Here is a 23,243-nt window from a genome sequence, read left to right on the forward strand (position 1 = left end):
TGGAAACGCATGGGCCGCGCCTTGCGACGCGGCCCGGCGCCTGAGTTGCTAGATGCCCTTGCCGAGGAACTGGTCGACATTGGCGCTGGTGACTTCGACGGTCGGCAGGATGATTTCCTTGTCGACGGCCTCGCCCTTGGCGATCTTGTGTGCGGTCTGGATGCCTTCCGGCGCGCAGAACGGGTAGATGAAGCAGGCCGACATTTTGCCGTCCTTGATCGCCTGGAAGGCCGTGTTCTGGCCGTCCATGCCGATGACCTTGACGCCTTCGAGGCGGCCGGCGGCTTCCAGCACCTGCACCGCGCCGAGCGCCATCTCGTCATTGTGCGCATAGATGGCCTGGATCTCGCCCGGCTTGAAGCGCTGGACCATGTCTTCCATGAACTTCACGGCCTTGTCGCGCGTGTAGTCGCAGTTCTGCTCAGCGATCACCTTGAAGGCGGAATTGCCCTCGATGACGCTCTTGAAGCCGTTGTGGCGATCGTTCGTCGCCGAGGCGCCGGCGGTGCCCTGGAGCTCGATGATGCCGCCGCCGTTCGGCAGCGCGTTGATCAGGAATTTGCCGGCACCCTCGCCGAGCGGCAGGTTGAGGCCGCCGAGATGGCAGGTGACATCCGTGTTGACCTTGCGGTCGAGGGTTAGCACCGGAATGCCGGCCGCCATCGCATCGCGCACCACCGGCGTCAGCGCCTGCTCGGTGAGCGGCGAGATGACGAGCACCTGGATGCCCTGCGCCATCAGGCTTTCGACGTCCGCCACCTGCTTTGCGGCGTCATTGTTGCCGTCGGTGACGATCAGTTCGAGATCGGAGAAATTCTCCTTGGCATATTGCCGGTTCACCTCGACCATGGCGATGCGCCACGGATGGTTCATCGTGCCCTGGCTGAAACCGACCTTGATCGTGCCCTCGGCAAAGGCGCTGCGAAACGGCAGCCCCACGGTGCCGGCAGCAGCGGCGATGGCGGCCGAAAGTGTCAGGAACTGTCTGCGACTGGTGTTCATTGTATTACTCCTCCCGTTGATGAACATTGCTCATGGATCCCGGCGCCCCCGGCGCCCGCGGAATGTCAGGCCTTCTGGCGATGGCGGTAGACCTCGAACATCACGGCGGCGATGATGATCGCGCCTTTGACGATCTGCTGGGTGAAGGGCGAAATGCCTAGAAGATTGAGGATGTTGGCGATGACGGCGATAATCGCCGCGCCGATGACCGTGCCGACCACGCCGCCCTCGCCACCGAACAGGCTGGTGCCGCCGATGACGACGATGGCGATGGCTTCGAGTTCGAGATTGCTGCCGGCGGTGGGCTCGCCGACCGTGAGGCGCGAAACGGTGATCAGTGCAGTGACGGCGGCCAGCATGCCGGAGATGACATAGACCGACATCAGCACCGCGCCGACGCGGATGCCGGCAAGGCGCGCGGCCTCCGCATTCGAACCGACGGCATAGACCTGGCGGCCGAAGGCAGTGGAGCGCAGCACGACGAAGGCGACGAGCGCCACGAAGGCGAAGATCCAGATCGGCACCGGAATGCCGAGCAGGAAGCCGCCGCCGAGGAAATAGAAGGCATCGGTCGCCTCGCCCAGCATCTGCGGCTCGCCATTGGCGATGGTCATCGCGATGCCGCGGCCCATGACGAGCGTGCCGAGCGTCATGATGAAGGGCGGCATGCCGCAGAGCACGATGCCCGCGCCGTTGAAGGCGCCGAAGAGCATGCCGAGCACCAGCGCAATCCCCATCACCACCGGAATGGAAAAGCCCGCCGACAGCAGCATGGCCGTGGAGACCGCGACGACGCCGACGATCGAGCCGACGGAGAGATCGATGCCGCGGGTCAGGATGACGAAGGTCATGCCGATGCTGACGATGCCGAAGAGCGCGACCTGCCGCCCGACATTCATCATGTTGCCGAACTGGAAGAAGCTCGGCGAAAGATAAACGGCCACGGCGCAGAGCGCCACGAGCACCCAGAACAGCCCGAGGCTTTGCAGCACCGTCACGATGCGCGAGAAGCCGCCGGGCGCGAGCCCCATTTCCTGCCGCGTTGCCATGTCAGCCATTCCTTCTTCCTCCCTGCGGGGTGCTTATCGGCTCTATGGGCATCCGCTCGCGCATCAGCCAGTCCACGGCGACGGCGAGCCCGCCCGCGTCACAGGACGGAGCGACGAAATCCGCGATGCGCTTCACTTCATCGATGCCGTTTTCGACCGTCAGCCGCGTGCCGGCCCAATGAAGCATGTCGAGATCGTTTTCCGCGTCGCCGGCCGCAGCCGTGGACGCCTGATCGGCGCCGACATGCCGCGCGACCCATTCGACGGCAGCGCGTTTCGACACACCTTGCGGCCCGATCTCAAGCAGGCGCGGATGCGAGCCCGCGACGGCAAGGCGGTCGGAGAAGCGTAGCCTCATTGCGGCAAATCCTGTGTCGTCGTCGGGATCGGCGCGGACGCACATGATCTTGCCCGGCTCTCCGGGCAGGTCCGCCACGGCATCGACAACGCGCAGGCTTTCGCCGGTAATCTTCGCCTCGCGCACTGCAAGGGGATGCTCGCCGATCGTGCTGACGCCGCCTGCGCCGTACCAGAGCGCGACTACGCCGATTTCCTGCGCAGCCGCCATCACGGCGAGCGCATCGTCGCGCGGAACCGGCGTGCTGGAATGCGCCTCGCCTGTGTCGAGATCGCCGATCCATCCGCCGTTGAAGCAGATGGCAAGGCCCGTCGCGCCGAGACGTTCGGCATAGGGCCGCACCGCCTCCGGCGACCGCGCGGTGGCAAGCACCACTTGCGCGCCCGCCGCCCGCAGCCGCGCGAGCGCGCTGGCGACGTCGTCCCGCAGGACGTAGTCATGCGTCAGCAGCGTTCGGTCGACATCGGAGACGAGGAGGGTGATCGGCGCCATGCTCAGCTCCCGAAAACCGGCTGGCGCGGGCCGGTATGCAGGAAGAGCGTCTTGAGCTGCGTGAACTCCTCGAAGCCGGCCTGGCCCATCTCGTAGCCAAAGCCGGAGCCCTTGACGCCGGTCAGCGGCAGTTGCGGTGCGCCGTCGATGATGGTGTTGGCCTGCACCCAGCCGCTCTTCAGCCGCCTGGAAACAGTCATGACGGTGTCGATGTTCTTCGACCAGACATAGTTCGACAGGCCGTATTGGCTGTCATTGGCAAGTCCGATAACCTCGCCCAGCGTGTCGAAGCGCGTGACGCTCAAGACAGGGCCAAAGATCTCCTCCTGGAAGATCGTCATCGACGGCGTGACATGGTCGAACACGGTCGGCTGCACGTAGTGGCCAGAGCCGAGCTTTGCCGCCTCCCCGCCCGTCAGCAGCTTCGCGCCTTCGGCGACGCCGGATTTTACGAAATCCAGCACCTTGCCAAAATGGTTCTCGTCGATCATCGCGCCGATATCGGTCTTGTCGTCGAAGGGATCGCCAACCTTGAGTTCCGAAGCCCGGCGGGCGACGCGGGCGATGAAATCATCCGCGACGGTGGACTGCACGAAGAGCCGCGAACCCGAGACGCAGCATTCGCCATTGTTGAAGAACACGCCCATCAGCGCGCCGTCCACGGCGGCGTCGAGATCCGCATCGGCAAAGACGATATTGGCCGACTTGCCGCCAAGCTCCATCGAGGTCTTGACGATGTTCTTCGCCGAACTCTCGATGACATTGCGGCCGACGCGCGTGGAGCCGGTGAAGGAGATGAAGTCCACGCCGGGATGGTCGGTGAGCCGCTGGCCGACAACGGTGCCCTTGCCGCTCACCACGTTGAACACGCCATCCGGCAGGCCCGCCTTCGAGGCGAGTGCGGCGATTTCCAGCGTGCTACCGGAGGTGAATTCCGAAGGCTTCACCACGACCGTGCAGCCGGCCGCAAGCGCGAACGGCACCTTCTGCATGAGGATCAGCGCCGGAAAATTCCAGGGCGTGACAAGGCCGACGACGCCGACCGGCTCGCGCATGATGAGGGCCGTACGGTCGCGGCCGAGATTGGTATAGGTCGTGCCCGCCATCTGCATGCCGAGCGAGGCTGCATAGCGCGTTAGACCGACGGCACCGTTGATATCGCCGCGCGCAAAGCGGATCGGCTTGCCGGTTTCCTCGACCTCGATGCGCACGAGCCGCTCGAAATTCTCCTGGATCAGGTCGGCGAGCCGGTTCAGCACCTCGGCACGCTCCATGCCGCTCAGTTCCGACCAGTCGCCGCTTTCGAAGGCCTTGCGTGCCGCCGTGACGGCGCGGTCGATGTCGGCCGGCGTGCCGCTCGCATAGCGGGCGACAGTCTCGCCGCTCGCGGGCGAACGCCGCTCGACCGTTTCGCCATTCCAGGCCTCGAAGGCGCCGGAGATATAGTGGCTGTAATCACGAACCGTCATGTCATTCTCCTCAATTCCAGACCGCATGGGCCATCAGCGTTTCCTCGCTCGCGCTTTTGCCGTCGACGATCGCCGACACCTCGCCCTGCCGCATCACCATGATGCGGTCGCAGAGCCCGAGCACCTCCGGCAGTTCGGACGACACCATCACCACGGCGGCGCCCATATCCTTGGTGAGCCGCACCAGCAGGTCGTAGATTTCCCGCTTGGCGGCGACATCGACGCCGCGGGTCGGCTCGTCGACGAGCAGGATCTGCGTGCCGGCGCTGAGCTGCCGGGCAATGCCGCATTTCTGCTGGTTGCCGCCGGAAAGGGTTCGCACCCGAGTGGCGCCCGAGGGGGTCTTGATGCGCATCTGCCGGATATATTCGGCGACCTTGGCGCGCTCCTCGCCCGCCTTCAGGAACCCACCGGACGCAAGCGCACCGAGCGACGAGATGGTGACGTTGAAGGCCACGGACTGGTCGAGGAACAGCCCTTCCGTCTTGCGGTCTTCCGGCAACAGGCCGATGCCATTGGCAAGCGCCGTGCGCGGGCTGTTCACCGACAGCGCCTTACCATCGACGCGGATCTCGCCGCTGTCGATGCGGTCGGCGCCGGCAACCGCGCGCAGCACCTCGGTACGCCCCGAACCCGCCAGCCCGCAAATGCCGAAAATCTCGCCTTGCCGCACGTCGAAGCTGATGTCCTTCAGTACGCCCTTTCGGTTGAGCCCGGAGACAGCCAGTCGGATCTCCTCACGCGGCGTCCCGCGTTCGGGAAAAATGTCGTTCATCTCGCGACCGACCATCTGGCGGATCAGGCTTTCCGTCGTGGTGCCGGCGATCGGCGTGCTGGAGATCACCTGCCCGTCGCGCAGCACCGTGACGTCGTCGCAGATCTCGTAAAGCTCCTTCAGCCGGTGCGAGATGTAGATGAAGGACACGCCCTGCTCGCGGCTGAGCCGGCGGATCATGGCGAAGAGGTTGACGAGTTCGCTGTCGCCGAGCACGGCCGACGGCTCGTCGAGCACGACGATGCGGGCATGGCGCGAGATCGCCTTGGCGATCTCCACCATCTGGCGCTGCGCAACGCTGAGCTTGTCGATGCGCGCCGCAGGATTGACGTTGAAATTGAGGTCCTGCAGCACGGCCCGTGCATCCGCCCGCGCCTTGCGCCAGTTGACGAGGCCGAGTGCGTTTTTCGGCAGCCGGCCGAGGAAGATGTTTTCCGCCACCGTCAGGTGCGGCGTCTGGGCGAGTTCCTGGTAGATGACGGCGACACCAAGTTCCAGCATGCGTTCCGGCGTCGGGTTGTCGATTTCGGCGCCATCGATGGCGACCGAGCCCTCGCTCGCCCGGTGCGCGCCGGAGAGGATGCGCATCAGCGTGGACTTGCCGGCACCATTCTCGCCGATCAGCCCGTGCACGCTGCCGCGCCGGACGGAAAAGCTGACATCCTTCAGGGCATAGACGCCGGGGAAGCGCTTGTGGATCCCCTTCATCTCCAGGATCGGAGCCATCATGTCCTCTCTCCCATCATTCGTGAAATCGATTTCTTGAGATGCCGAAAGCTAAAGCCGCGGGATCTGCATGCCGCCGCCTATATTGTAGACATCGCCCGTGCTGAACGGCATACCGCCCGTCACCAGCGTTGCGATGCCGCGCGCGATATCCTCCGGCTGGCCCCAGCGACGGATCGCCGAAAGCGTGCCGTTCTCGATGCCGTCGCTGTAACGCTCCACCACGTCGGCCGTCATGTCGGTGCGGATCAGCCCTGGCCGGATCTCGTAGACGCCAATGCCGTGTTCGGCGAGCCGCAGCGCAAACTGCTGCGAGGCCATCGACAGGCCGGCTTTCGAGATGCAGTACGGCCCCTTTTCCGGCGAAACGAGATGGGCATTCGCCGAGGTGATGAAGACGATGGACCGGTGTTCCGGCGGCTCGGCCCGTTCGACCATGCGCCGCGCCACCGCCTGCGTGAAGAAAAAGGTGCCGCGCAGGTTGACGTTCAGCAGCCGATCGAAGCTTTCCTCCGACACATCGAGCAGATCGCCGCGCTCGGAAACCTGCACGCCGGCATTGTTCACCAGGCAATCGATCGGCCCGAGATCGGCCTCGATCGCCGCCATGACCTTGGTGAAATCCTGCGTGCGTGAAATATCCATCTCGTAGAACCCGGCCTTGCTGCCAAGCCCCGTCACGCCATCGACCGTCTCCTCCGCACCATCACGGGAAATATCGATGACCGCGATGTCATAGCCGGCCTCCGCCAGCGCCGCGCAGATCGCGCGGCCGATGCCACGCCGCGCGCCGGTGACGACGGCGACGCCACGCTTGGCCGTGGCAGGACGCTCCGGCAACGGCAGCCCCGTCTTGTCGAGCCTCAAGCCAGCCATCACGCCGCTCCCTTCTTTGCCGCATCCGCCGCGACCACGGCGCGGTTTGCGATCAGCCCTTCGATCTCGGCCTTGCTGTAGTCATGTTCGGCGAGGATTTCGCGCGTGTGCTCGCCGATATCGAGCGCCAGCACGCGCAGCTCCGGCACCTTGCCGTCGTAGCGGTTCGGGTGATTGACCAGATGGATTTTCCGACCGCGCACATCGACCTCGCGGAAGACCTCGGCATGTTTCAACTGCGGATCGTCGAGCAGCTGGTCGTAGTAGTTGACCGGCGCCCACCAGACATTGAGCCGGTCGAAACGCTCGCCGAGCTCTTCCATTGAAAAGTTCGGCGTGGCTTCCGCCAGAAGCCGCGCGAAAGCATCGCGCTCCTCGTAGCGGTCCTTGCCGGCCAGCGCACGCAGCCCGTCGCTGTCGACGGCGTCCGCCAGGTTTTCGGTTTCGCAGAGCGACACGACGACATGGCCATCGGATGCGGGATAGACACCATACGGCGCCTGGTGGAACCAGGTCGCGAGATTGCGCTCGCGCTTCAAAGCCTTGCGCTCGATATCGCCGGCAAGCCAGTTGACCAGCGGCTCGCCCTGAAGGTCGATGCCGGCATTCAGCAAACTACCTTCGACACGCGTCCCCTTGCCGTCGCGCAGGCGGCGGACCAGCGCGCCGAGAATGCCCATGGCGAGCAGCGCGCCACCATGCTGGTCAACGACCGCCGCACCGACCGGCGTCGGCCCGCCCTGCGGCGTGCCCGTGACGCCGATAAGGCCGGCGCGGGCCTGCACCAGCAAATCCTGCCCCGGCTTCTGCGCCAGCGGACCGGTGGAACCGAAGCCACTTGCGGAAGCGAAGATCAGCGCCGGATTGAGTTCCTTCAGCCGCGCATCATCGAAGCCGAGCCGGGAAAAGACGCCAGGGCGGAAATTCTCCAGCACCACATCGGCACCGGCGATCAGCTTTGCCGCGACGGCCTTGCCCTCTTCGCTCTTCAGGTCGACGGCGATGGAGCGCTTGTTGCGATTGGCGCAGAGGTAGAAGCCGCTGACACCTTCCACATAGACATCGGCGCCGGACCATTGCCGTTCATAGGCGCCGGTCAGCGGCTCGACCTTGATGACGTCGGCGCCCATGTCGGCGAGATATTGGTCAGCGGCCGGCCCCTGCAGGAAATGGCAGAAGCTGACGACCTTGATACCGTCAAGAAGCATGGTTCCTCCCAAACTTTCGTGAAATCGATTTCACATTTTTCCATTTCTCTGTCAACTGGCTTTCCGGAATATTCTTCAAAGCTTGCATTTTCAACCAAGACGTTTGATAAATCGATTTCACAAATCCGGAGGCCGCATCCCGTGAACACAGAAACAGATCGCCTGGACGCAAAGCTGGTCGACGTGGCGAAACGAGCAGGCTGTTCCCCCGCAACGGTCTCGCGCGTGCTCAACAACAATCCAAAGGTGGGGCTCGGGGTGCGCGAGCGCGTGCTGAAGGCCGCCACCGACCTCGGCTACGTGCCGAACGGCTCGGCGCGCGCACTGCGCTCCACGCGCACCCGCCTCGTCGGCGCAATCATCCCGACGCTCGACCACGCAATCTACGCCACCATGGTCAACAGCCTCCAGACCCGGCTTTCCGAGCGGGACGTATCGATCATCATCAGCACCTCGTTCTACGATGTCGACATGGAGCTGGAGCAGGCACGGCTTCTGGTCGAGCGCGGCGTCGAAGCGATCGCGCTGGTCGGCTCGACGCATAGGCCGGAAACGCTCGCCATGCTGGAGCAGCGCAACATTCCCTATGTCTACACCTACACGTCCGATGCCACGGCGGTCGGCGCGGCGATCGGTTTCGACAATGTGAAGGCGGGCCGCATGGCGGCGCGCTACCTGCTGGATCTCGGCCACAAACGCATCGCCATGATCGCTGGCATCACCCGCGACAACGACCGCGCCGCCTCGCGCCGCAACGGCTTCCTCGAGGAACTCGTCAAGAGCGGGCTTGGGAAGACAGACATTCCGGTCGTCGAATCCGCCTACAAGATCGAGGGCGGCCGTGCCGGCATGCAGGCGCTGATGGCGGCGGAACAGCCGCCAAGCGCCATCTTCTGCGGGAGCGACATCATCGCCGCCGGCGCCATCAAATATTGTCACGACAAGGGCCTGAGCGTGCCGCGCGACGTCTCGATCCTCGGTTTCGACAATCTGGAAATCGCCGAGCTGACAACGCCGGACCTCACCACCGTCGAGGTGCCCGCCCGCGAGATGGGCACGATCGCCGGCGATTACCTTCTCGCCACCCCCGCCCAGCGCGAGCACATGCGCCAGCGCGAACTGCCTTTGCGGCTGGTCGTGCGCGCCAGCACCGCACCCATCGCCCGCTAAGGAACCGACATGCAGTTTCTCGTCATATCCCGCCGCCTGACGGACCGGTTTTCCGACGCCAATTTCGCGCCCGTCGTGCCGCTGGAGGGCGCACGCGCCCGCGAACTCTACGCCGCCGGCTTCACCCGCCAGATCTGGCACCGCGGCGACCAGCCCGGCGCCTGCCAGATCGTCGAGGCGGACACGCTGGACGCCGTGCACGAAACGCTCGCCACCCTGCCCCTCGCCGCCGCCGGCATGATCGCCTTCGACGTCATCCCCCTGAAACCCTATGCGGGCTTCACGCCGTAATGAATGGCGGCCCTTGATGGGCCTCTTCAAAACGGCGATCAAGACCACCGGTCCCCAGATGAGCGCATGACACCAGCCACAGAACCGGATGCAACGGTCCGGTTCTGTGGCTGGGTCTTGCGGCGTCAGGCGGGCCTTTCTCCTCGTGCGTTGAGCGCGATAACGTCACGCTCCGGCAAATCGGCCGCATCGATGGTCACCCGCCCGCCGTCCTTCGGTGCTCGGCGCATGGCGTCCTTTCGCTCCGGATCGGTCCGCAGTTTTCCGGTGTCGTAGAGGACATGCAGGCGCGTGCGGGAGAGGCGCAGTTCGGATGCCAGCAACCGGTCGATCCGGATGGAGGCGGCAGTCGGCACCGAGAAGGTGATCTCCAGGAGATCCCATTGCGGGCCTGCCGCCAGCACCGCCTTGTCGATGTCCCTCTCGGCAAAGGTGTCGATGCGCTTCGCCTTGTGGCGCAACGCCTCGATGTCGAAGGCGTGGCGGCGGAGCCACTGCAGGTCGTTGCTCTGCAACGCGATGAGCGTTGCCGGGTCGAAGTCGCGAACGGTCTGGCGTTCGAACAGTGGGCGGTTCCAGGTCTTGTCGCAGGACAGGCACTTGTAGATCAGCCAGGCGTCGAGCCTTTTTCCGTTGGCGTTGAGCCGCAGCTTGTCGCTTGCCCGGAAGGGTTTTGGCCCGCCGCAATTACCGCAAACGATCCAGGGTTGCGGGGGCGTGCGGGGAATGATGGTCCATCGGACCTTGAGAAGATTGCACATACCGTCTTGGTCTTCCAAAAAGGAAGTTCACCAAGTTGAGGTCGTGAGAAGCCCGTCAGGGCACGGCGTGGCGGTGTTTCGAGCGGCGGAAGAGCTGGGCAGCCGGAGGGCTGCGCATGGCACATTTCGACAATGCCAAACCGGTCTCAGACCACCACCCGATGAACATGGCACAGGGCCGCGTAGCGCAAGGCGCGCCGCATGCCCTATGAGGGTGAAACTGGATGAGACCGGTGTTTACGACGGCAAAACGGAACCTCTATGCGCCAACGCTCTTCGCCGTCAGCCATAACAAAGGCAAAAGCACTTTAAAAGTGTGCGGGATTCAAAATCCGTCCGGCCGTTTCGCGATCTTCGAAGATCGATCGCCATAGTGCTCGATTGCAGCGGTGGCGAGCACATAGACAAGAAGCGCCGGCCACACCGCGCAGAGCAACAACCCGAAAGCCCGGTACGGGCTCCAAGGCAAGTCCTTTCGCCGGCCTTCGAGGAAGGTCAGCACAAGGAACAGGACGGCTATGATGGCATAGACTGTAGTCAGCATCCTCGCGACTATAGCCGCGAGGACCGCCTTCCCGAAAACCTAAATGCTGAAACAGTTAACGCCTGAGCTTGTGTCAGCGCTTGGGATAGCCGGTCGATATCTTGGGCGAGCCGGTATAGACGATGCGCCGCCTGGGAACGGGCTGGACCGTCTCCGTGACCTGAACGGTTTCCACCGGCGCGGCTTCCACCACCACGGTTTCGACCGGCTCGACCTTGCTTTCGCTGACGACAGGTGCAGGCGAATAGCGGGCGCGAAGCTGGCGCCAGACTTCCAGCACCACGACGAGGAAGACGCCGAGAGCCACGCCCACCACCCCGGCAAGCGCAACCAGCACCTTCTTGCGCGGCCAGGACGGGTCTTCCGGCGGCTGCGCCGGGCTGATGATGCGGGCGACGGGCATGGTGATCTGTTCGAGGTTGGCCACTTCCTTGGCCCGGCCGAGCACGTTCTCATAGACCGCGCGGGTCGATTTCGCCTCGGTCTCCAGCTCGCGCAGCATGATCAGGTCCTCCTCGCCGACATTGGAAGACGACCGCACAGTCTCCATCTGCCGTTCCAGGTTCGCCACGCGCTGCTGGGCGACGTCGAGCTCGACCTTCTTGCCCTCGCCGATCGACTGGATTTCGGCCCTCACCAGCGAGGAAATGCGCGCAACCTCGGCCTTCGCCCTCAAAAGCGAGGGATGCTGCGGCAGGAGCCCGGAGGCCAGCGATGCTTCGCTGCGCACCGCACGCGAATATTCCTGTAGCAACTGCGTGACGCGCGGGGAGTTGACGACTTCGCCAAGGGCGGTCGGTTCGATCTCGCGCTGGAAATAACGCTGGATCTCCTCGCTGGCCGCCGTCGCGGTGGCCAGCGCGCTGCGCGCTTCCACGAGCTGCGCATTCAGGCCGCCCAGTTCCTGGCCGACCAGCAGGCTTCCGTCCACCGCGCTCTGCAGCCGCTTTTCGGCGCGAAACTTCTGCACCTTCTCTTCCGTCTCGCGGACGCGCTCGCGAAGGCCGACCAGGCGGCTGTCGATCTGCTCGGCGAGTTGCTGGGAGGAGTTCAGCTGGAACTGCTGCTGTTCGCGCAGGTAGGATTTTGCGATGGCTTGCGACAGGTCGGCGGATTTCTGGGCGCTTTCCGATTTGACGCCGATCGAGATGATATAGGTGGCGCCCTCGCGGGAAACCGTGACGGCCTTGGCAAGCGCCGCCATCACCTTGGCGGCACGCCGCTCGGGCGCGTCGCCGGCCGCCTCCTTGGCGAATTCCGGGTCTTCCGTGAGCTTGAGTTCGGCGACCACGGGTTCCAGCACGGCGGCGGAGGAGACGATCAGGAGCTGGGTATCGAGGCCGAGCACTTCGCTGCCGAGCAGCGACGGCGCGTTCTTGTCCTCGAAGGGCTTGCGGCTGGCCGGATCGACGACGATGCGCGTCCAGGCCGTATAGACCGGCGCGGCGGTAAAGACATAGGCGGCGGTGAGACCCACGGCCACGGCCGCGATGAGCGCGATGAGCGGCAGGCGCTGATACAGCTTGCGCGCTATCGCCCAGGGGTCGATCAACCCTTCGCCATTTCGGTTTTCCATGGAGGCGTTCGTCATAGACCCGCTCGGCTGAAATGAAATCACATCATGCAAATAAGGGGCGGCGCGCACGAATCCCCTCCCATGGTGTAAATCGTTATGGTTAACGGAGTTTCAATTTCTGTGTCGCACGGCGCGGTTTCCCCGCGCCTTGCGCCGACCCGCCTGTGCCCAGGCGCCCACCAGCAGAAAGAGCATCCACACCACGGAATAGCCGCGGAACCAGCTGCTCTCCAGCATGTTGTGGCAGAGCGTCACGATGACGACGGACATGAAGAGCCAGGCTTCCGCCATGCCGGTGCGCCCATCATTCGGCGCGCGGCCGACACTCAGGAGAACGCAGGCGAGGAAGAACAGCAGCAAGGCGAGACCCGCGAGGCCGAGTTCCACCGTGACGTCGACATAGCCATTATGCCCCTGCAACAGCGTGGCGACGAAGCCCGGGGCTTCGGTGAGCACGATCGAGCCGAGGCCGATATCCCAGAACGAGCCGTATCCCTGGCCGAGGATCGGCCTGCGGCTGATCACGTCGCCGAGAAAGTCCCAGATGATCGTGCGCCCCGTGAAGGTCGTATCGTCGAAGAGCAGCACCGAGAAGTCGGCGAAGCTGAAATCGACCAGGTTGGCGACGAAGAGCCCGACGAACAGGCAGGTGAGCAGGCCGAAGAACAGCGGATACAGCGCATTGATGCGCAGAAACCGGCTGACCGCCACCACCGCAAGCGCGATCAGCGGGATGAGCAGCGCAAGGCCGAGCGAGGTTTTCGACTTGCTGACGACGAGTTCCAGCAGGGCCGCTGCGGCAAGAGCGAGTGCGATGAGCCGGCCGAGGCCGCTCAGCCGCCAGACGCCGTAGAGGCAGAAGACGAAGCCGTAGGCAACGACGAGGCCGAGTTCGTTCTTGTGGGTATAGATGCCCTGATGGCCGAGCCGGCCCGCCGGCAGCAGCAGCACTGCGACGAGGTTGATGGCGATCGTCACGAAGAAGACCGCCATGACTCGGTCGATCTGAGCTCTGGGGTCGTCCACGAGGAAGGCCGGCAGCACGACCGTTGCGATCACGATGAATTGCAGCGTCGAGCGGCGAAAGGCGATGGACGGCGCCGGCGACCAGACGATGCTGGAGAAGGCGAGCAGCATATAGAGCCCGACAAGCACGACGACCGGCTGCTTCAGCGCCTCCTCGAACCGCGACAGCCGGTGGCGGAAGGCGAACGCCGTCGAGACAAGCAGGAAGAGCCAGAAGACCTGGTTGAGGAGATTGGAACCCGACGCAGCCGCGGCAATCGCCGGGTCCTCGACCGCAGGCGTCGTGCGAAACACGAGGAGCGGCGTGAGGATCGTCGCATAACCGATGGCGATCGCCGGAACCCAGCCGAGCAGACCGTCAGAAGCACGGACCTGCCGCTGCTCCTGCCTCACGGCCAAACCGTTGTTCACCGTATCGCTCAATCTGGTCCTCGCGCCGTGCGGGAGATGTCTCTCCAGACGCAAAGCCGCTGGATTTGCCTTAGTCGCGCAGCGCGCTCCGGTCCAGACCGAGCGCCTCTATCGCGTCGGCGTCGATCTTGCGTGATTCATTGTCAAAAACCAACCCGAAACCGGGATAACCGTCGCCGGCATTGTAATCCCACAGCGCCCAGCCGAAGCCGTTGTCTTCCGCCGCCTTGCGCACGTCGGCCAGCCAGCGATAGCGACCGGGGATTTCGGGAAAGTCTTCCGGCTGGCGGGCAACGCCAAATTCGCCGATGATCAGCCGCGACGGCGCGATCTTTTCAGCCTCGACCCATTTCCGCATGGCGGCGAAATGGCCTGGGACGTAGCCGTCGTCCACGATCGGCGGATCATCGTAGTAATTCGCCATCGTTGCCTTCGCCTGGTCGAGTGCGTCGTCCGGCACATTGTCCCCGGCGCGCCGGCGCTCGGCGATCAGCTGCATCGTGCGGGCAAGCGTCAGGATACTGTCGGCGCCGGTGCCGGGATAGGCGATGCCGGACATGTAGCGCAGCGGCTCGTTGGCGAAGGGAAGGCCCTGATGTGTGAAGGGATAGGGCCGGTAATAGTGCACGTCGACGAGCGTATTGCCGTCGAAGGGCGCCATATCCAGCTGGGGCAGCGCTTCGGGGGAGGAATAACATCCCGTCGTCAGGACCAAGGCGAGGTCCGGCGCAGTCTCGCGAACGGCCGCATAGAGCAGCGGCTGCATATTGATCCAGTCGTTCGCCGTCTTCAGCTGGCATTCCTGCTGCGGCTCGTTCATCAGACCGAGCGCCGTCTTTTCCGCCGGCAGGTCACGCAGATGTGCAGCGAGCTGCTTCAGCCATTCGGCATAATCGCGAAACGGCGCACCCTTGGCGTCGGCCAGAATTTTGGGTGCCGACCAGTTCGGGTCGGAATGGTTGGGATGCGCATCGATGAGCACGCCGAAGCCGGCCTTTTGCAAGCGCCGCACCGTATCAAGGAGCGCGTCGGTAAGCACGCGCCGCTTGGCTTGCGTCACCGAGAGGAAGGGTGCCGGGGCTACAGGCAGGCGGATGAAATCGAAACCGACGGCGCGCAGGCGCCGAAGCTCGGCATTCTTGATGCGGGCGAGTGGCCCCTGGAACGGCGGCCAGAGGAAAGCACCGGCTTTCTCGGGATCTTCCGTCGGCAGGCTGTGCAGCCGGGCGAAATTGATGCCGCGCCGGAAGCTCGGCAGGTCGGCCGCCAGTGCCGTGCCTGCCGCTCCAAGAAGCATGATGACGAGCAAGACGAGCGGGCGAAAGGCTCTCACAGCAGCCTCAAATCCGTGCGCATCGTCGTGCCGGGCGCAGCAGATCCGCGGAACACCAGCTGGTCGGACGGCGTCTTCACGCCGAAGCAGGGCGAACGCCAGCCGAGCCGCTCCGTCTCTTGCCCGCTGATGACAGATCCCGCCCAGCCTTCCGGCCCGGTGAGCCGCAGCAGCGCCGTGCCTTCAAAAACGAAATCAAAGGTCCCGGTTCGGTCCGTGGCGCGGATTTCGATGCCTTCACCGGACAGGAAGGAAATCGCGACGTCATCGACCGGTGCAGCCGCACCCTCCAGCTTGTCCTCGATGCGGAACGTATCCGGCGAGACGCGCCGTAGCGCGCGGACGTGCTCCACGCCGAAACGGGCCTTGTAGCCGTCATGCGCGGCCTCGCAGGAGAAGGTGTCGAGGCGGTCGTTCACCGCAAGCCGGCTGGCCTCTGCCTTGGCCTTCCAGTTGAAGGCGCCGGAGACGAGGCTGGAGCTTTCGCCGCCGATCGACAGCGTGTTGTGCAACGGCGTGCCGCGGAAGGCATCCCGCCAGGCGCCGCCGGCGTGGTAGAGATAGGTGCCGGCGTCCGCCAGCAGCGCCCTGCCGCCATAGGTGAGCCAGACGGCGAGCGTATCGGCGTGGCCGTGCGCGGCGATCGACAGGAAGCCGAGCGGCCCGTGGTCCATGGCCAAGACCAGTTGGCGGTCGCGCACCTGGTCTCGCAGCACCGTATAGCCGCCCTCGGCAAAGGTGTGCACCCCCTCCCCCTTGGCCGGCGCAAGGCGGCGGCCGAAGACGAGGTCGCGCAGGTGTAGTGGTGCTACCGGCGGGGCGATGTCCGGCCGGTCGCAGATTGCTGCCGTCGCCGAGAGCACGGAGGCGACGTAGAACCGATCCGCCTCGGGATCGCTGACGATCACGCGGCCTTCGTCGTCGTCGCCGATGCACGGCACCGCGCCCGTTTCGTCCATGAACCAGGAAAGCGCCTCGCCGACGGTGGCGAGCTTGTCCAGCACAGCCCGCGGCAACGGATCGCCCACCGCCTGTGCCACGCGCACGGCCGTTACATAGAGTTCCAGCGTGAAAGCGGTGTAGGTCGGTGACTGCTCGGCACCGATGCCATCGGCGTGGAATTGGCGATCGACTTCTTCCGCCAGTACGCGGCGGGCATAGGCGCGCCAGCGCGACGCCGCCGGCAGCTCCGGGCAGGCCGTGGCGATGACATAGAGGCCGACGGCTTCCGCGATCAGGTGATTGTTGGCGGACGAGAAGCGGGACGGATAGCGGCTGAGCCAGTCGCCGGTCGCGGCCAGGAAGGCGCGGATGGCGCGGGTTTCGGCCGGCGAAAAGGCGTCGGCGCCGAGGAGCCGTGTTGCGACCAGCACGCTGACGGCGCGCACCGACAGTTCGATGCCGGACGGCCAGTTGATGCCGTGGAAGGGCGGGTTGTCGGCGATCCAGCTGGCGATCTCGGCCGTTACGAAAGACTTGAGGTCCGCCCGACCCGTCCGTGCAGCCAGTGCCGCAATCGGCTGGAGATATTGCAGGCGATTGATTTCCCAGACATATTTCACATCGCCATAGACGTCGCTATGCCGGTAGTTGATATCGAAGCAATAGCGGTCCTTCGGCCATTCGCGCTGCGAGACCGGATCAAAATGCCAGAGCGAAGCGTTCCCCGCAGGCGGCCAATCCACGCCGAGGAAACGATGCCGCCGGGCCATTGCGGCCTCCGCGACACGCTCCCAGCGTGCCAGGAGATCGGCATCCGCCGAGGCAACATCAATGGCGGTCGGAAAGAGCGGAAGTGGTCCGTCGCCCTCATCGAACCGCGCCCAGCCCGGCTGCGCAAGGCGGGCCGAGCGCTTTTTCGCCAGTTCGCCGACCCGGTGCACGACCTCCGCCGTCGACATGGCCGACAGACGTCGCGCATACCAGGAAAGCCGGTTCGAAAGACCGCCAGAGCTCATCGGCCGGCCTTCGCGCCGACTTTCTCGAACAGGCGCTCATAGGCGGCCAGCAGCACGGGCGCCGAATGCTCCCACGAGAAAGATGCGAGGATGCGCTTGCGTCCAAGCTCGCCCATGGACTGGCGCCGCTGCGGATCGTCGATCAGCGCCACGATCTTCTCGCCGAAATCCTTCACGTCGTTGCGCTTGGCATAGAGCGAGGATTCGCCCGCCGAGACCTTGCCCTCACGCGTCTCGAACTGCACGATCGGCTTTTTCAGCGTCATGTATTCGAGGATCTTGTTCATCGTGGACAGGTCGTTCATCGGCGTGACGCGGTCGGGATTGATGCACACATCCGCCGTGTTCAGCATGTCGAGCATCACGTCGTCGGGCGCACGTCCCGTGAAGGTGAAGTAGCGCGAGAGGCCGCGCTTCTCCACGTCCTCGACGATGGTCGCAAGCTCTGGCCCGCCGCCGACGATACCGAAATGGATGTCGGTGCGGTGAAGCGTGTTGACGATATGGTCGACGGCCTCGACGAGCAGGTCCATGCCCTCCTGCTGGCCGATGACGCCGACATAGCCGACGAGGTGGGCAAAGCCCTTCTTCAGCTCTTCCTTCGGCAGGCGGATCTGTAACTTCTCGATCTTCGGCCCCGAGCGCACCACGAAAACGTCATCGGGCGCCATGCCGCCGCGCTTGATGGCGATGTCGCGGTAGGATTCGTTGGTCGCGATGGAGACTGTAGCCGAGCGAAAAGTCAGCCGTTCGAAGAAGCGTGTCACATGATAGAGCATGCCGCGCTTGCCGAACTTCGCCTCGAACAGTTCCGGGCAGATGTCGTGATGATCGAACAGGAACTTGATGCCGAACGGCCTAAACAGCCAGGCGACGAGGAAGATCAGGTCCGGCGGGTTGCAGCCGTGGATGACGTGGAATCCATGCCGGCGGCGGATCTTGAAGGCGAGCCGCGCCTCATGGAAGAGAGCGGCGGAATATTCCCGGAGATAGCCAAGCGCGCCGCGCGCATCGATCGGCAGGGGGTGGCGATAGATGTGGATGCCCTCGCGCTCCTCGTAGAGCGCTTCGAAACCCTTGCCCGTCGGGCAGATGACCGAGACCGTATAGCCGGCGGCGCGAAGCGTCGTCGCCTCCGACCACACGCGGCGGTCGAAGGGCACGGGCAGGTTTTCCACGATGATGAGCACACGCCGGTCGAACGGCCGGTCGACGGCCGCCTCGACCTCCTTACCAGTTAACACCTTCATAGCGTTCCTCCAGCTCATCCACATTCTTCAGGCGCACGAGGTCATAGAGCCTCTGGTCCTGCCGCATCTGTGCGGGGAGTTTTTCGAATTCCGGATCGGAATTGCCGACGATCAGCACATCGCCATGCGCCGCCACCCGGTCGAAATCGTCGACGAGGATCGACGAGATGTGCGGGATGACGTTGAGGATGTGATCGCGGTTGGCACCGTAAAGCCGGGCGAAATTGACGAAGCGGTCATAGATCAGGATGTCCATGCCCTTGCCGAGCAGGCGTTCCACCAGCGTCACCAGCGGGCTTTCGCGCAGGTCGTCCGTGCCCGATTTGAAGCTGATGCCGAAGATGGAGATCTTGCGCTTGCCGTAAGCCATGATCTCGTCGAAGGCGCGGGCGACCTGCTCCTCGTTCGAGCGCAGCAGGCTGTTGAGCAGCGGCAGTTCCAGGTCGAGCTCGCGGCCCTTGTAGGAGAGCGCGCGCACATCCTTCGGCAGGCAGGAGCCGCCGAAGGCGAAGCCCGGCATCAGGTAGCGCGGCGAGATGTTGAGTTTCTCGTCCTTGCAGAAGATCTTCATGACCTCGTGGCTGTCGACGCCGACGGCCTTGCCGATATTGCCGATCTCGTTGCCGAAGGCGACCTTCACGGCATGCCAGGCATTGTCGGCATATTTGACGAGTTCGGCGACATCGACGGATGTCAGGAACCGCGGCGCCTCGATGCCGTCGTAGATCGACGCGATCTGCGCCGCCACGGCCTCGTCTTCGCCGCCAGCAACGATCTTCGGCGGGTTGTCGTAGTCGTAGACGGCGCTCGCCTCGCGCAGGAATTCCGGGTTGTTGCCGATGGAGAGCTGCGCCTCCGGACCGGCATGTTCGCGCAGCGTCGGGATGATGAGGTTGCGCATCGTGCCCGGCAGCACCGTGGAGCGGATGACGACCGTGTGCGGGCGCTTCTTGCGCGCCACGGCGGCACCGATCTCCTGGCAGACGCGCAGCACGATGTCGGTGTCGAGCGAGCCATTCTTGCGGCTCGGCGTGCCGACGCAGATCAGCGACATGTCGGTGGCGTTGACCGCTTCTTCGACATTGGTCGTGGCGCGCAAACGGCCGTTCTCGATGCCGGCGCGGATCAGTTCACCAACGCCCTCTTCGACGACCGGCGAATTGCCGCTGTTGATGATGTCGACCTTGAGCTGCTGATTGTCGACGCCGATGACCTCATGCCCGTCGCGCGACAGGCAGGCGGCGGTCACCGCGCCGACATAACCCAGGCCAAATAGCGAAATCTTCATGCGAACCTCTGCAATATTGCCGATCCCGGCGTGATGACGAAAGTCGCTGCTGAAAGCGCGTCAGTAGCGGCAAAACATTACGGATACCCTTATCCCGGCGCACAAAGGCCGGGCTCGCGCACGACGAGCGGCATTTTCCCGCTCTTGTCCCGCGCAATTGCCTCGCAGAAACGGATTTCGACCCGCATCGTCTGGGGCAACCGCTGGGCAACCTTCGCCGCGATCGCCGCCTTCAGCGTCTCGTCTTCAGATCGTTCGGCGACGGCGAGGACCAGCACGCGGTCAGGGTCCGTCTGCCGAAGCTGCATCTGCAAAAGGCCGTCGATGGAGCGGGGGATGTGGTTCATGCCGATCAGGCGGCTGCCGTCCGGCGCGATCAGGTAGTCGCTTTCGCGGCCCTCGATGCGGGCGAAGGGTTTTATGCCGAGGGCCACTTCGGCCGCACCCTGCGCATCCAGCGCAGCCCGAGCAATCGCGATGTCGCCGGTGTCGTAGCGGACCAGCGGTTGCGCGGCGTTGCGCAGGTTCGTCGAGATGATGCGGAAGCGCCCGTCGCCCTCGTTGCCGACGGGTTGCAGTTCCACCCGCCCATAGGCCGGCATGAACCGGTAGGTGGAGGCCTTCAGCGCATAGGCGAATGAGACCCGCTCGGCCTGGCCGTAATAATCCGCGACGCAGGCGCCGAAGAGCTGTCCGGCGCGCGCGCGCAATTCGTCCGTCAGCACCTCGGAGGAGGTCAGCACGACCGGCACGTCGAGCCGCCAGCCCTTCTGCTCCATGCAGGCGGCGAGCATGTCGAGCGCGGAGGGATAGGCCCAGATGACGCCCGGCGCAAAATCCTTGAGCGCCTTGAAGAAGGTTTCCGCCGTCTCGGTATTCAGGTGCGCAACGGAGAAATTCATGATCCGCCCGCCGCGCTCCACGCGCCAATAGGGTGGCGTGCGGTCGGACGGGTCCTTGATGGCCTCACCGCGCAACACGGCGATGCGGTCGTTCCGGAAATCGCCGCCGGCGAGCGCCACGACATGGTCGATCGCCGCCTGCTCGAAGACGACGGAAGCGAAGCTGCGTTTGATGGCGAGCGGAATGCCGGAGGAGCCGCTGGTTGCCGCCGCCGCCGTCAGCAGTCCGGAGGGCGAGCGATAGTCGTCGGGTGCCGCACGCAGCATTTCCTTCGTCAGGATCGGGTAGGCATCGAGCGGCTTGCCCTTGTGGGCGCTATAACCCGGCAGGCTGGTGGCGGCAGCGAGGATGCGATCGACGAGGCGCTGTTGAAGCGCCTGGCGGCCGGCAGCGTCGCTCGCGTCGAAGGCGGCGAGGTCGCGCCGATAGGCGAGATAGAGCGGCGGGAAGCGGCGAACGAGCGCGTCCCCGAGCGAAGCCATTTTGAGTCGGGCGATCGCGTTCATCGGTCGCCCGCCTTGGACACGACACGGCTTATGAAATCATCATAAGCCCGGACCATATAGTCCATTCTCAAGGTCTCCCGCTGGTGCATGGCGTTGGCCGCAAGGCGCGCCTGCTCCTGCGGCGAAGCAAGGAAGCTCTTCAGCCCCTCGTGAAACGCCGTCTCGTCGCCAGGGATCAGCAGACTGTCCTCGCCCTCCGTCAGATATTCGATTTCCGGGCTGTGGAACTCGTGCTTGCGGGTGACGATCGGGCGGCCATGCGCGAAGGCATGGTTGATGGCGAGACCGAGATAACCGGGAATGACCACCGCACGGGAAAGCTTCATCGCCTTGGCGATGCGGATGTCGGAGGGGTCGATGGCTCCGGCGAAGCGGACGTTGGGTGCGTCACCGGCAAGTGCTTCGAGCTTTGCGCGCTCCTCGCCGTCGCCGATCACCAGCACGTCCACCGGCCGGCCGTCCACGTCGCGGTTGGCGACGGCGAAGCGCACGAGACTGTCCACCTCCTTGCGCGGCACCAGGCGGCCGACATAGAGCAGCACGTCGGCATTCGGCCTGAGCCCGAACTCGGCGCGGATTTCGGCATCATCGCTGCCTGCGACCGCCTCGGCGAGCGCGATTTGCTCCTCGACGTCGATCGTGTTGCGCACCACCTGGATGCGGTCGGCGGGCACGCCGATCGACAGGAGATGGTCGCGGCCCTTTTCCGTATAAGCGAGGTAACCGTCACCCCAACGGGCCAGCTTATCGGCGGCCCAGAGCGCGAGGCGGTCCTTCAGCGGCGGCTTGCCGCCCTCATCCCAGGAACCGTAGGCCTTGCGGTAGCCGAAGCCCCACCAGAAGACCGGGCGCCGGCGCAGCTTGGCGAGCGCGAGGATGGCGAAGCTCGACAGGAACTTGAATTCATGGCCGATGACCACGCCATCGAACCGACCGGAGGCAAAACGCGACACCGCTCGCTGCCAGATCAGCAGCGCCTTCTTCAGCCGCAGCTCGACCGTGCCGACCTCGACATTGGCGAAGGGAAACGGCGGCTGCGCCACTTGCAGCGAGGTGTTGGACGGCGGCTTGCCGTGGAAGACGACATAGTCGTTCTTCGACGTCTCGGAGAGCCGCACGTAAAAACCGCGGCGATAGACGGGAACGCAGCCCTGGTGGAAGATCGCGACCTTGTAGGGTTTTGCGGGCTTTTGCAGCATCACGCCTGCCTCCCGCTGCGGCCGTAATAGCCGGCGCGCTGCCAGAAGGTCAGCTTGCCGAGCGCCGACATGACCTGCATGGCGCAGCGCGCGTAGAACTGCCGGCTGAACGGATAACTCACTGCCGCGAGCGGCGAGAAGATCACGAGCTGGGCAAGCGCCTTGGGCACGATCGCCAGGAACGCCGGCATCGGCCGCGGATCGCGCGTGATGCGCACATGGGTCGTGTTGCGCGCCGTGACGAGCTTGCGGCGCAGGAAGGCCCGCAGCGAGGCCTTCGACTGCGGCCAGAATTCGTGCACGATGGCATCCGCCACCCAGATGATCTTGCGCCCCTTGCGGTAGAGACCGTGCGTGAAATCCGTATCCTCTCCGCCCGAGCGGCCAAGCCGCGGATCGAACGGCGGCGTGCCGTCGAAGCAGGTGGCGACGCGGAACATGATGTTGCCCGTGCGCGCGGCCTGCAATTGCCCGCCGGTCGCCATCGCCTCGCGCTTGCCGAAGAAGAAGGGTGTCGGGTCCCAGCCGAGCGCCGGCTTGTCCTCGAAGACCGGTAGGACGGGGCCGGTGCCCATGTCGGCGCTGTGGATCAGGAGCGCACGGTGGAGGTTTTCCAGCCAGTCCGGCTCGGCAGTCTCGTCGTCGTCGATGAAGGCAAGGAACTCGCCGCTTGCGGCGGCAACACCGGCGTTTCTGGCGTGGGAAATGCCGGCCCGGGTTTCATGGACGTAGCGCGGGCGCGGCTCGAGACCCGAAAGGCCTTCGACCCAGCCGCGCGCATTGCCGTCCGGTGTGTTGTCGACGACGATCAGCTCCAGGGAGAGGCCGCCCGGCAGACGCTGGGCATAGACCGACGCGATCGTCCGCCTTGCCATCACCTCCCTGTCGAAGGTGCACATGACTACCGAAATCAAGGTCAAGCGCCCTGTCCCTCTTCTCGGCCCACCGGTTGCGGCCGTCGTTCCCGGCATCGTCGCAACCGATGATCGCGCTCGCCGTGTGCCCAACTTGTTGGCGTGTCGTGTCTAACATGGCGTTAATTTCCGCCTTCCGGTCCTGTTTCGGCGCAGGA

General features: G+C 64.7%; 19 protein-coding genes. 2 read left to right on the top strand and 17 right to left on the bottom strand.

Annotated elements, in window-relative coordinates; translation table 11 throughout:
* Positions 1-48: 48 nt before the first annotated feature.
* From GB927_RS00775 to GB927_RS00805, 7 genes are all read right to left on the bottom strand, one after another.
* On the bottom strand, positions 49-1,002 hold the full coding sequence (locus GB927_RS00775; protein ID WP_256114586.1) for a substrate-binding domain-containing protein: 954 nt from the start codon (positions 1,000-1,002) through the stop codon (positions 49-51).
* Between the two features lie 65 nt (positions 1,003-1,067).
* Entirely contained in the window at positions 1,068-2,060 is a 993-nt protein-coding gene (locus tag GB927_RS00780) for an ABC transporter permease (RefSeq protein WP_256114587.1), read from the bottom strand.
* Positions 2,053-2,901, bottom strand: coding sequence for a Cof-type HAD-IIB family hydrolase (locus GB927_RS00785; RefSeq protein ID WP_256114588.1), 849 nt, complete (start codon positions 2,899-2,901; stop codon positions 2,053-2,055). Before GB927_RS00785 ends, GB927_RS00780 begins: the two co-directional genes overlap by 8 nt.
* Before the next feature lie 2 nt (positions 2,902-2,903).
* On the bottom strand, positions 2,904-4,370 hold the full coding sequence (locus GB927_RS00790) for an aldehyde dehydrogenase family protein (protein ID WP_256114589.1): 1,467 nt from the start codon (positions 4,368-4,370) through the stop codon (positions 2,904-2,906).
* Positions 4,371-4,380: 10 nt separating this feature from the next.
* Positions 4,381-5,874 (bottom strand): sugar ABC transporter ATP-binding protein, encoded by a 1,494-nt coding sequence (locus tag GB927_RS00795; protein ID WP_256114590.1) that lies wholly within the window; start codon positions 5,872-5,874, stop codon positions 4,381-4,383.
* A gap of 48 nt (positions 5,875-5,922) precedes the next feature.
* Positions 5,923-6,747 (bottom strand): 3-ketoacyl-ACP reductase, encoded by an 825-nt coding sequence (locus GB927_RS00800; RefSeq protein WP_256114591.1) that lies wholly within the window; start codon positions 6,745-6,747, stop codon positions 5,923-5,925.
* On the bottom strand, positions 6,747-7,955 hold the full coding sequence (locus tag GB927_RS00805) for a CaiB/BaiF CoA transferase family protein (RefSeq protein ID WP_256114592.1): 1,209 nt from the start codon (positions 7,953-7,955) through the stop codon (positions 6,747-6,749). Before GB927_RS00805 ends, GB927_RS00800 begins: the two co-directional genes overlap by 1 nt.
* A 141-nt stretch (positions 7,956-8,096) precedes the next feature.
* On the opposite strand from GB927_RS00805, the gene GB927_RS00810 reads away from it, so the two are divergent.
* Together GB927_RS00810 and GB927_RS00815 are read left to right on the top strand one after the other, a co-directional pair.
* Complete coding sequence (locus GB927_RS00810) at positions 8,097-9,125, top strand: LacI family DNA-binding transcriptional regulator (protein ID WP_256114593.1); 1,029 nt, start codon at positions 8,097-8,099, stop codon at positions 9,123-9,125.
* Positions 9,126-9,134: 9 nt separating this feature from the next.
* Positions 9,135-9,416 (top strand): muconolactone Delta-isomerase family protein, encoded by a 282-nt coding sequence (locus GB927_RS00815; protein ID WP_256114594.1) that lies wholly within the window; start codon positions 9,135-9,137, stop codon positions 9,414-9,416.
* A gap of 125 nt (positions 9,417-9,541) precedes the next feature.
* Here the strand turns inward: GB927_RS00815 and GB927_RS00820 are convergent, their stop codons facing one another.
* The 10 genes from GB927_RS00820 to GB927_RS00865 form a co-directional block, all read right to left on the bottom strand.
* Positions 9,542-10,177, bottom strand: coding sequence for a DUF1062 domain-containing protein (locus GB927_RS00820; protein WP_256114595.1), 636 nt, complete (start codon positions 10,175-10,177; stop codon positions 9,542-9,544).
* Positions 10,178-10,794: 617 nt separating this feature from the next.
* Entirely contained in the window at positions 10,795-12,297 is a 1,503-nt protein-coding gene (locus GB927_RS00825) for a GumC family protein (RefSeq protein WP_256114596.1), read from the bottom strand.
* 111 nt (positions 12,298-12,408) lie between these two features.
* On the bottom strand, positions 12,409-13,734 hold the full coding sequence (locus GB927_RS00830) for an O-antigen ligase family protein (protein ID WP_256114597.1): 1,326 nt from the start codon (positions 13,732-13,734) through the stop codon (positions 12,409-12,411).
* A gap of 70 nt (positions 13,735-13,804) precedes the next feature.
* Positions 13,805-15,067, bottom strand: coding sequence for a glycoside hydrolase family 5 protein (locus GB927_RS00835; RefSeq protein ID WP_256114598.1), 1,263 nt, complete (start codon positions 15,065-15,067; stop codon positions 13,805-13,807).
* Positions 15,064-17,025: an alginate lyase family protein gene (locus GB927_RS00840; RefSeq protein WP_256114599.1), complete on the bottom strand. Its 1,962-nt coding sequence runs from the start codon at positions 17,023-17,025 to the stop codon at positions 15,064-15,066. Before GB927_RS00840 ends, GB927_RS00835 begins: the two co-directional genes overlap by 4 nt.
* Entirely contained in the window at positions 17,022-18,275 is a 1,254-nt protein-coding gene (locus GB927_RS00845; protein ID WP_256114600.1) for a glycosyltransferase family 4 protein, read from the bottom strand. The genes GB927_RS00840 and GB927_RS00845 overlap by 4 nt, the downstream gene beginning before the upstream one ends.
* Positions 18,256-19,563 carry a nucleotide sugar dehydrogenase gene (locus GB927_RS00850; protein WP_256114601.1) on the bottom strand — a complete coding sequence of 436 codons (1,308 nt, stop codon included), beginning with the start codon at positions 19,561-19,563 and terminating at the stop codon, positions 18,256-18,258. The genes GB927_RS00845 and GB927_RS00850 overlap by 20 nt, the downstream gene beginning before the upstream one ends.
* Before the next feature lie 89 nt (positions 19,564-19,652).
* On the bottom strand, positions 19,653-20,948 hold the full coding sequence (locus GB927_RS00855; RefSeq protein ID WP_256114602.1) for a phenylacetate--CoA ligase family protein: 1,296 nt from the start codon (positions 20,946-20,948) through the stop codon (positions 19,653-19,655).
* A gap of 20 nt (positions 20,949-20,968) precedes the next feature.
* Entirely contained in the window at positions 20,969-22,171 is a 1,203-nt protein-coding gene (locus tag GB927_RS00860; protein ID WP_256114603.1) for a glycosyltransferase family 4 protein, read from the bottom strand.
* Complete coding sequence (locus GB927_RS00865) at positions 22,171-23,091, bottom strand: glycosyltransferase family 2 protein (protein WP_256114605.1); 921 nt, start codon at positions 23,089-23,091, stop codon at positions 22,171-22,173. Before GB927_RS00865 ends, GB927_RS00860 begins: the two co-directional genes overlap by 1 nt.
* Between the last annotated feature and the right edge of the window lie 152 nt (positions 23,092-23,243).

Origin of the sequence: Shinella lacus (assembly GCF_010994755.1) — a bacterium.
GTDB lineage: Bacteria > Pseudomonadota > Alphaproteobacteria > Rhizobiales > Rhizobiaceae > Shinella > Shinella lacus.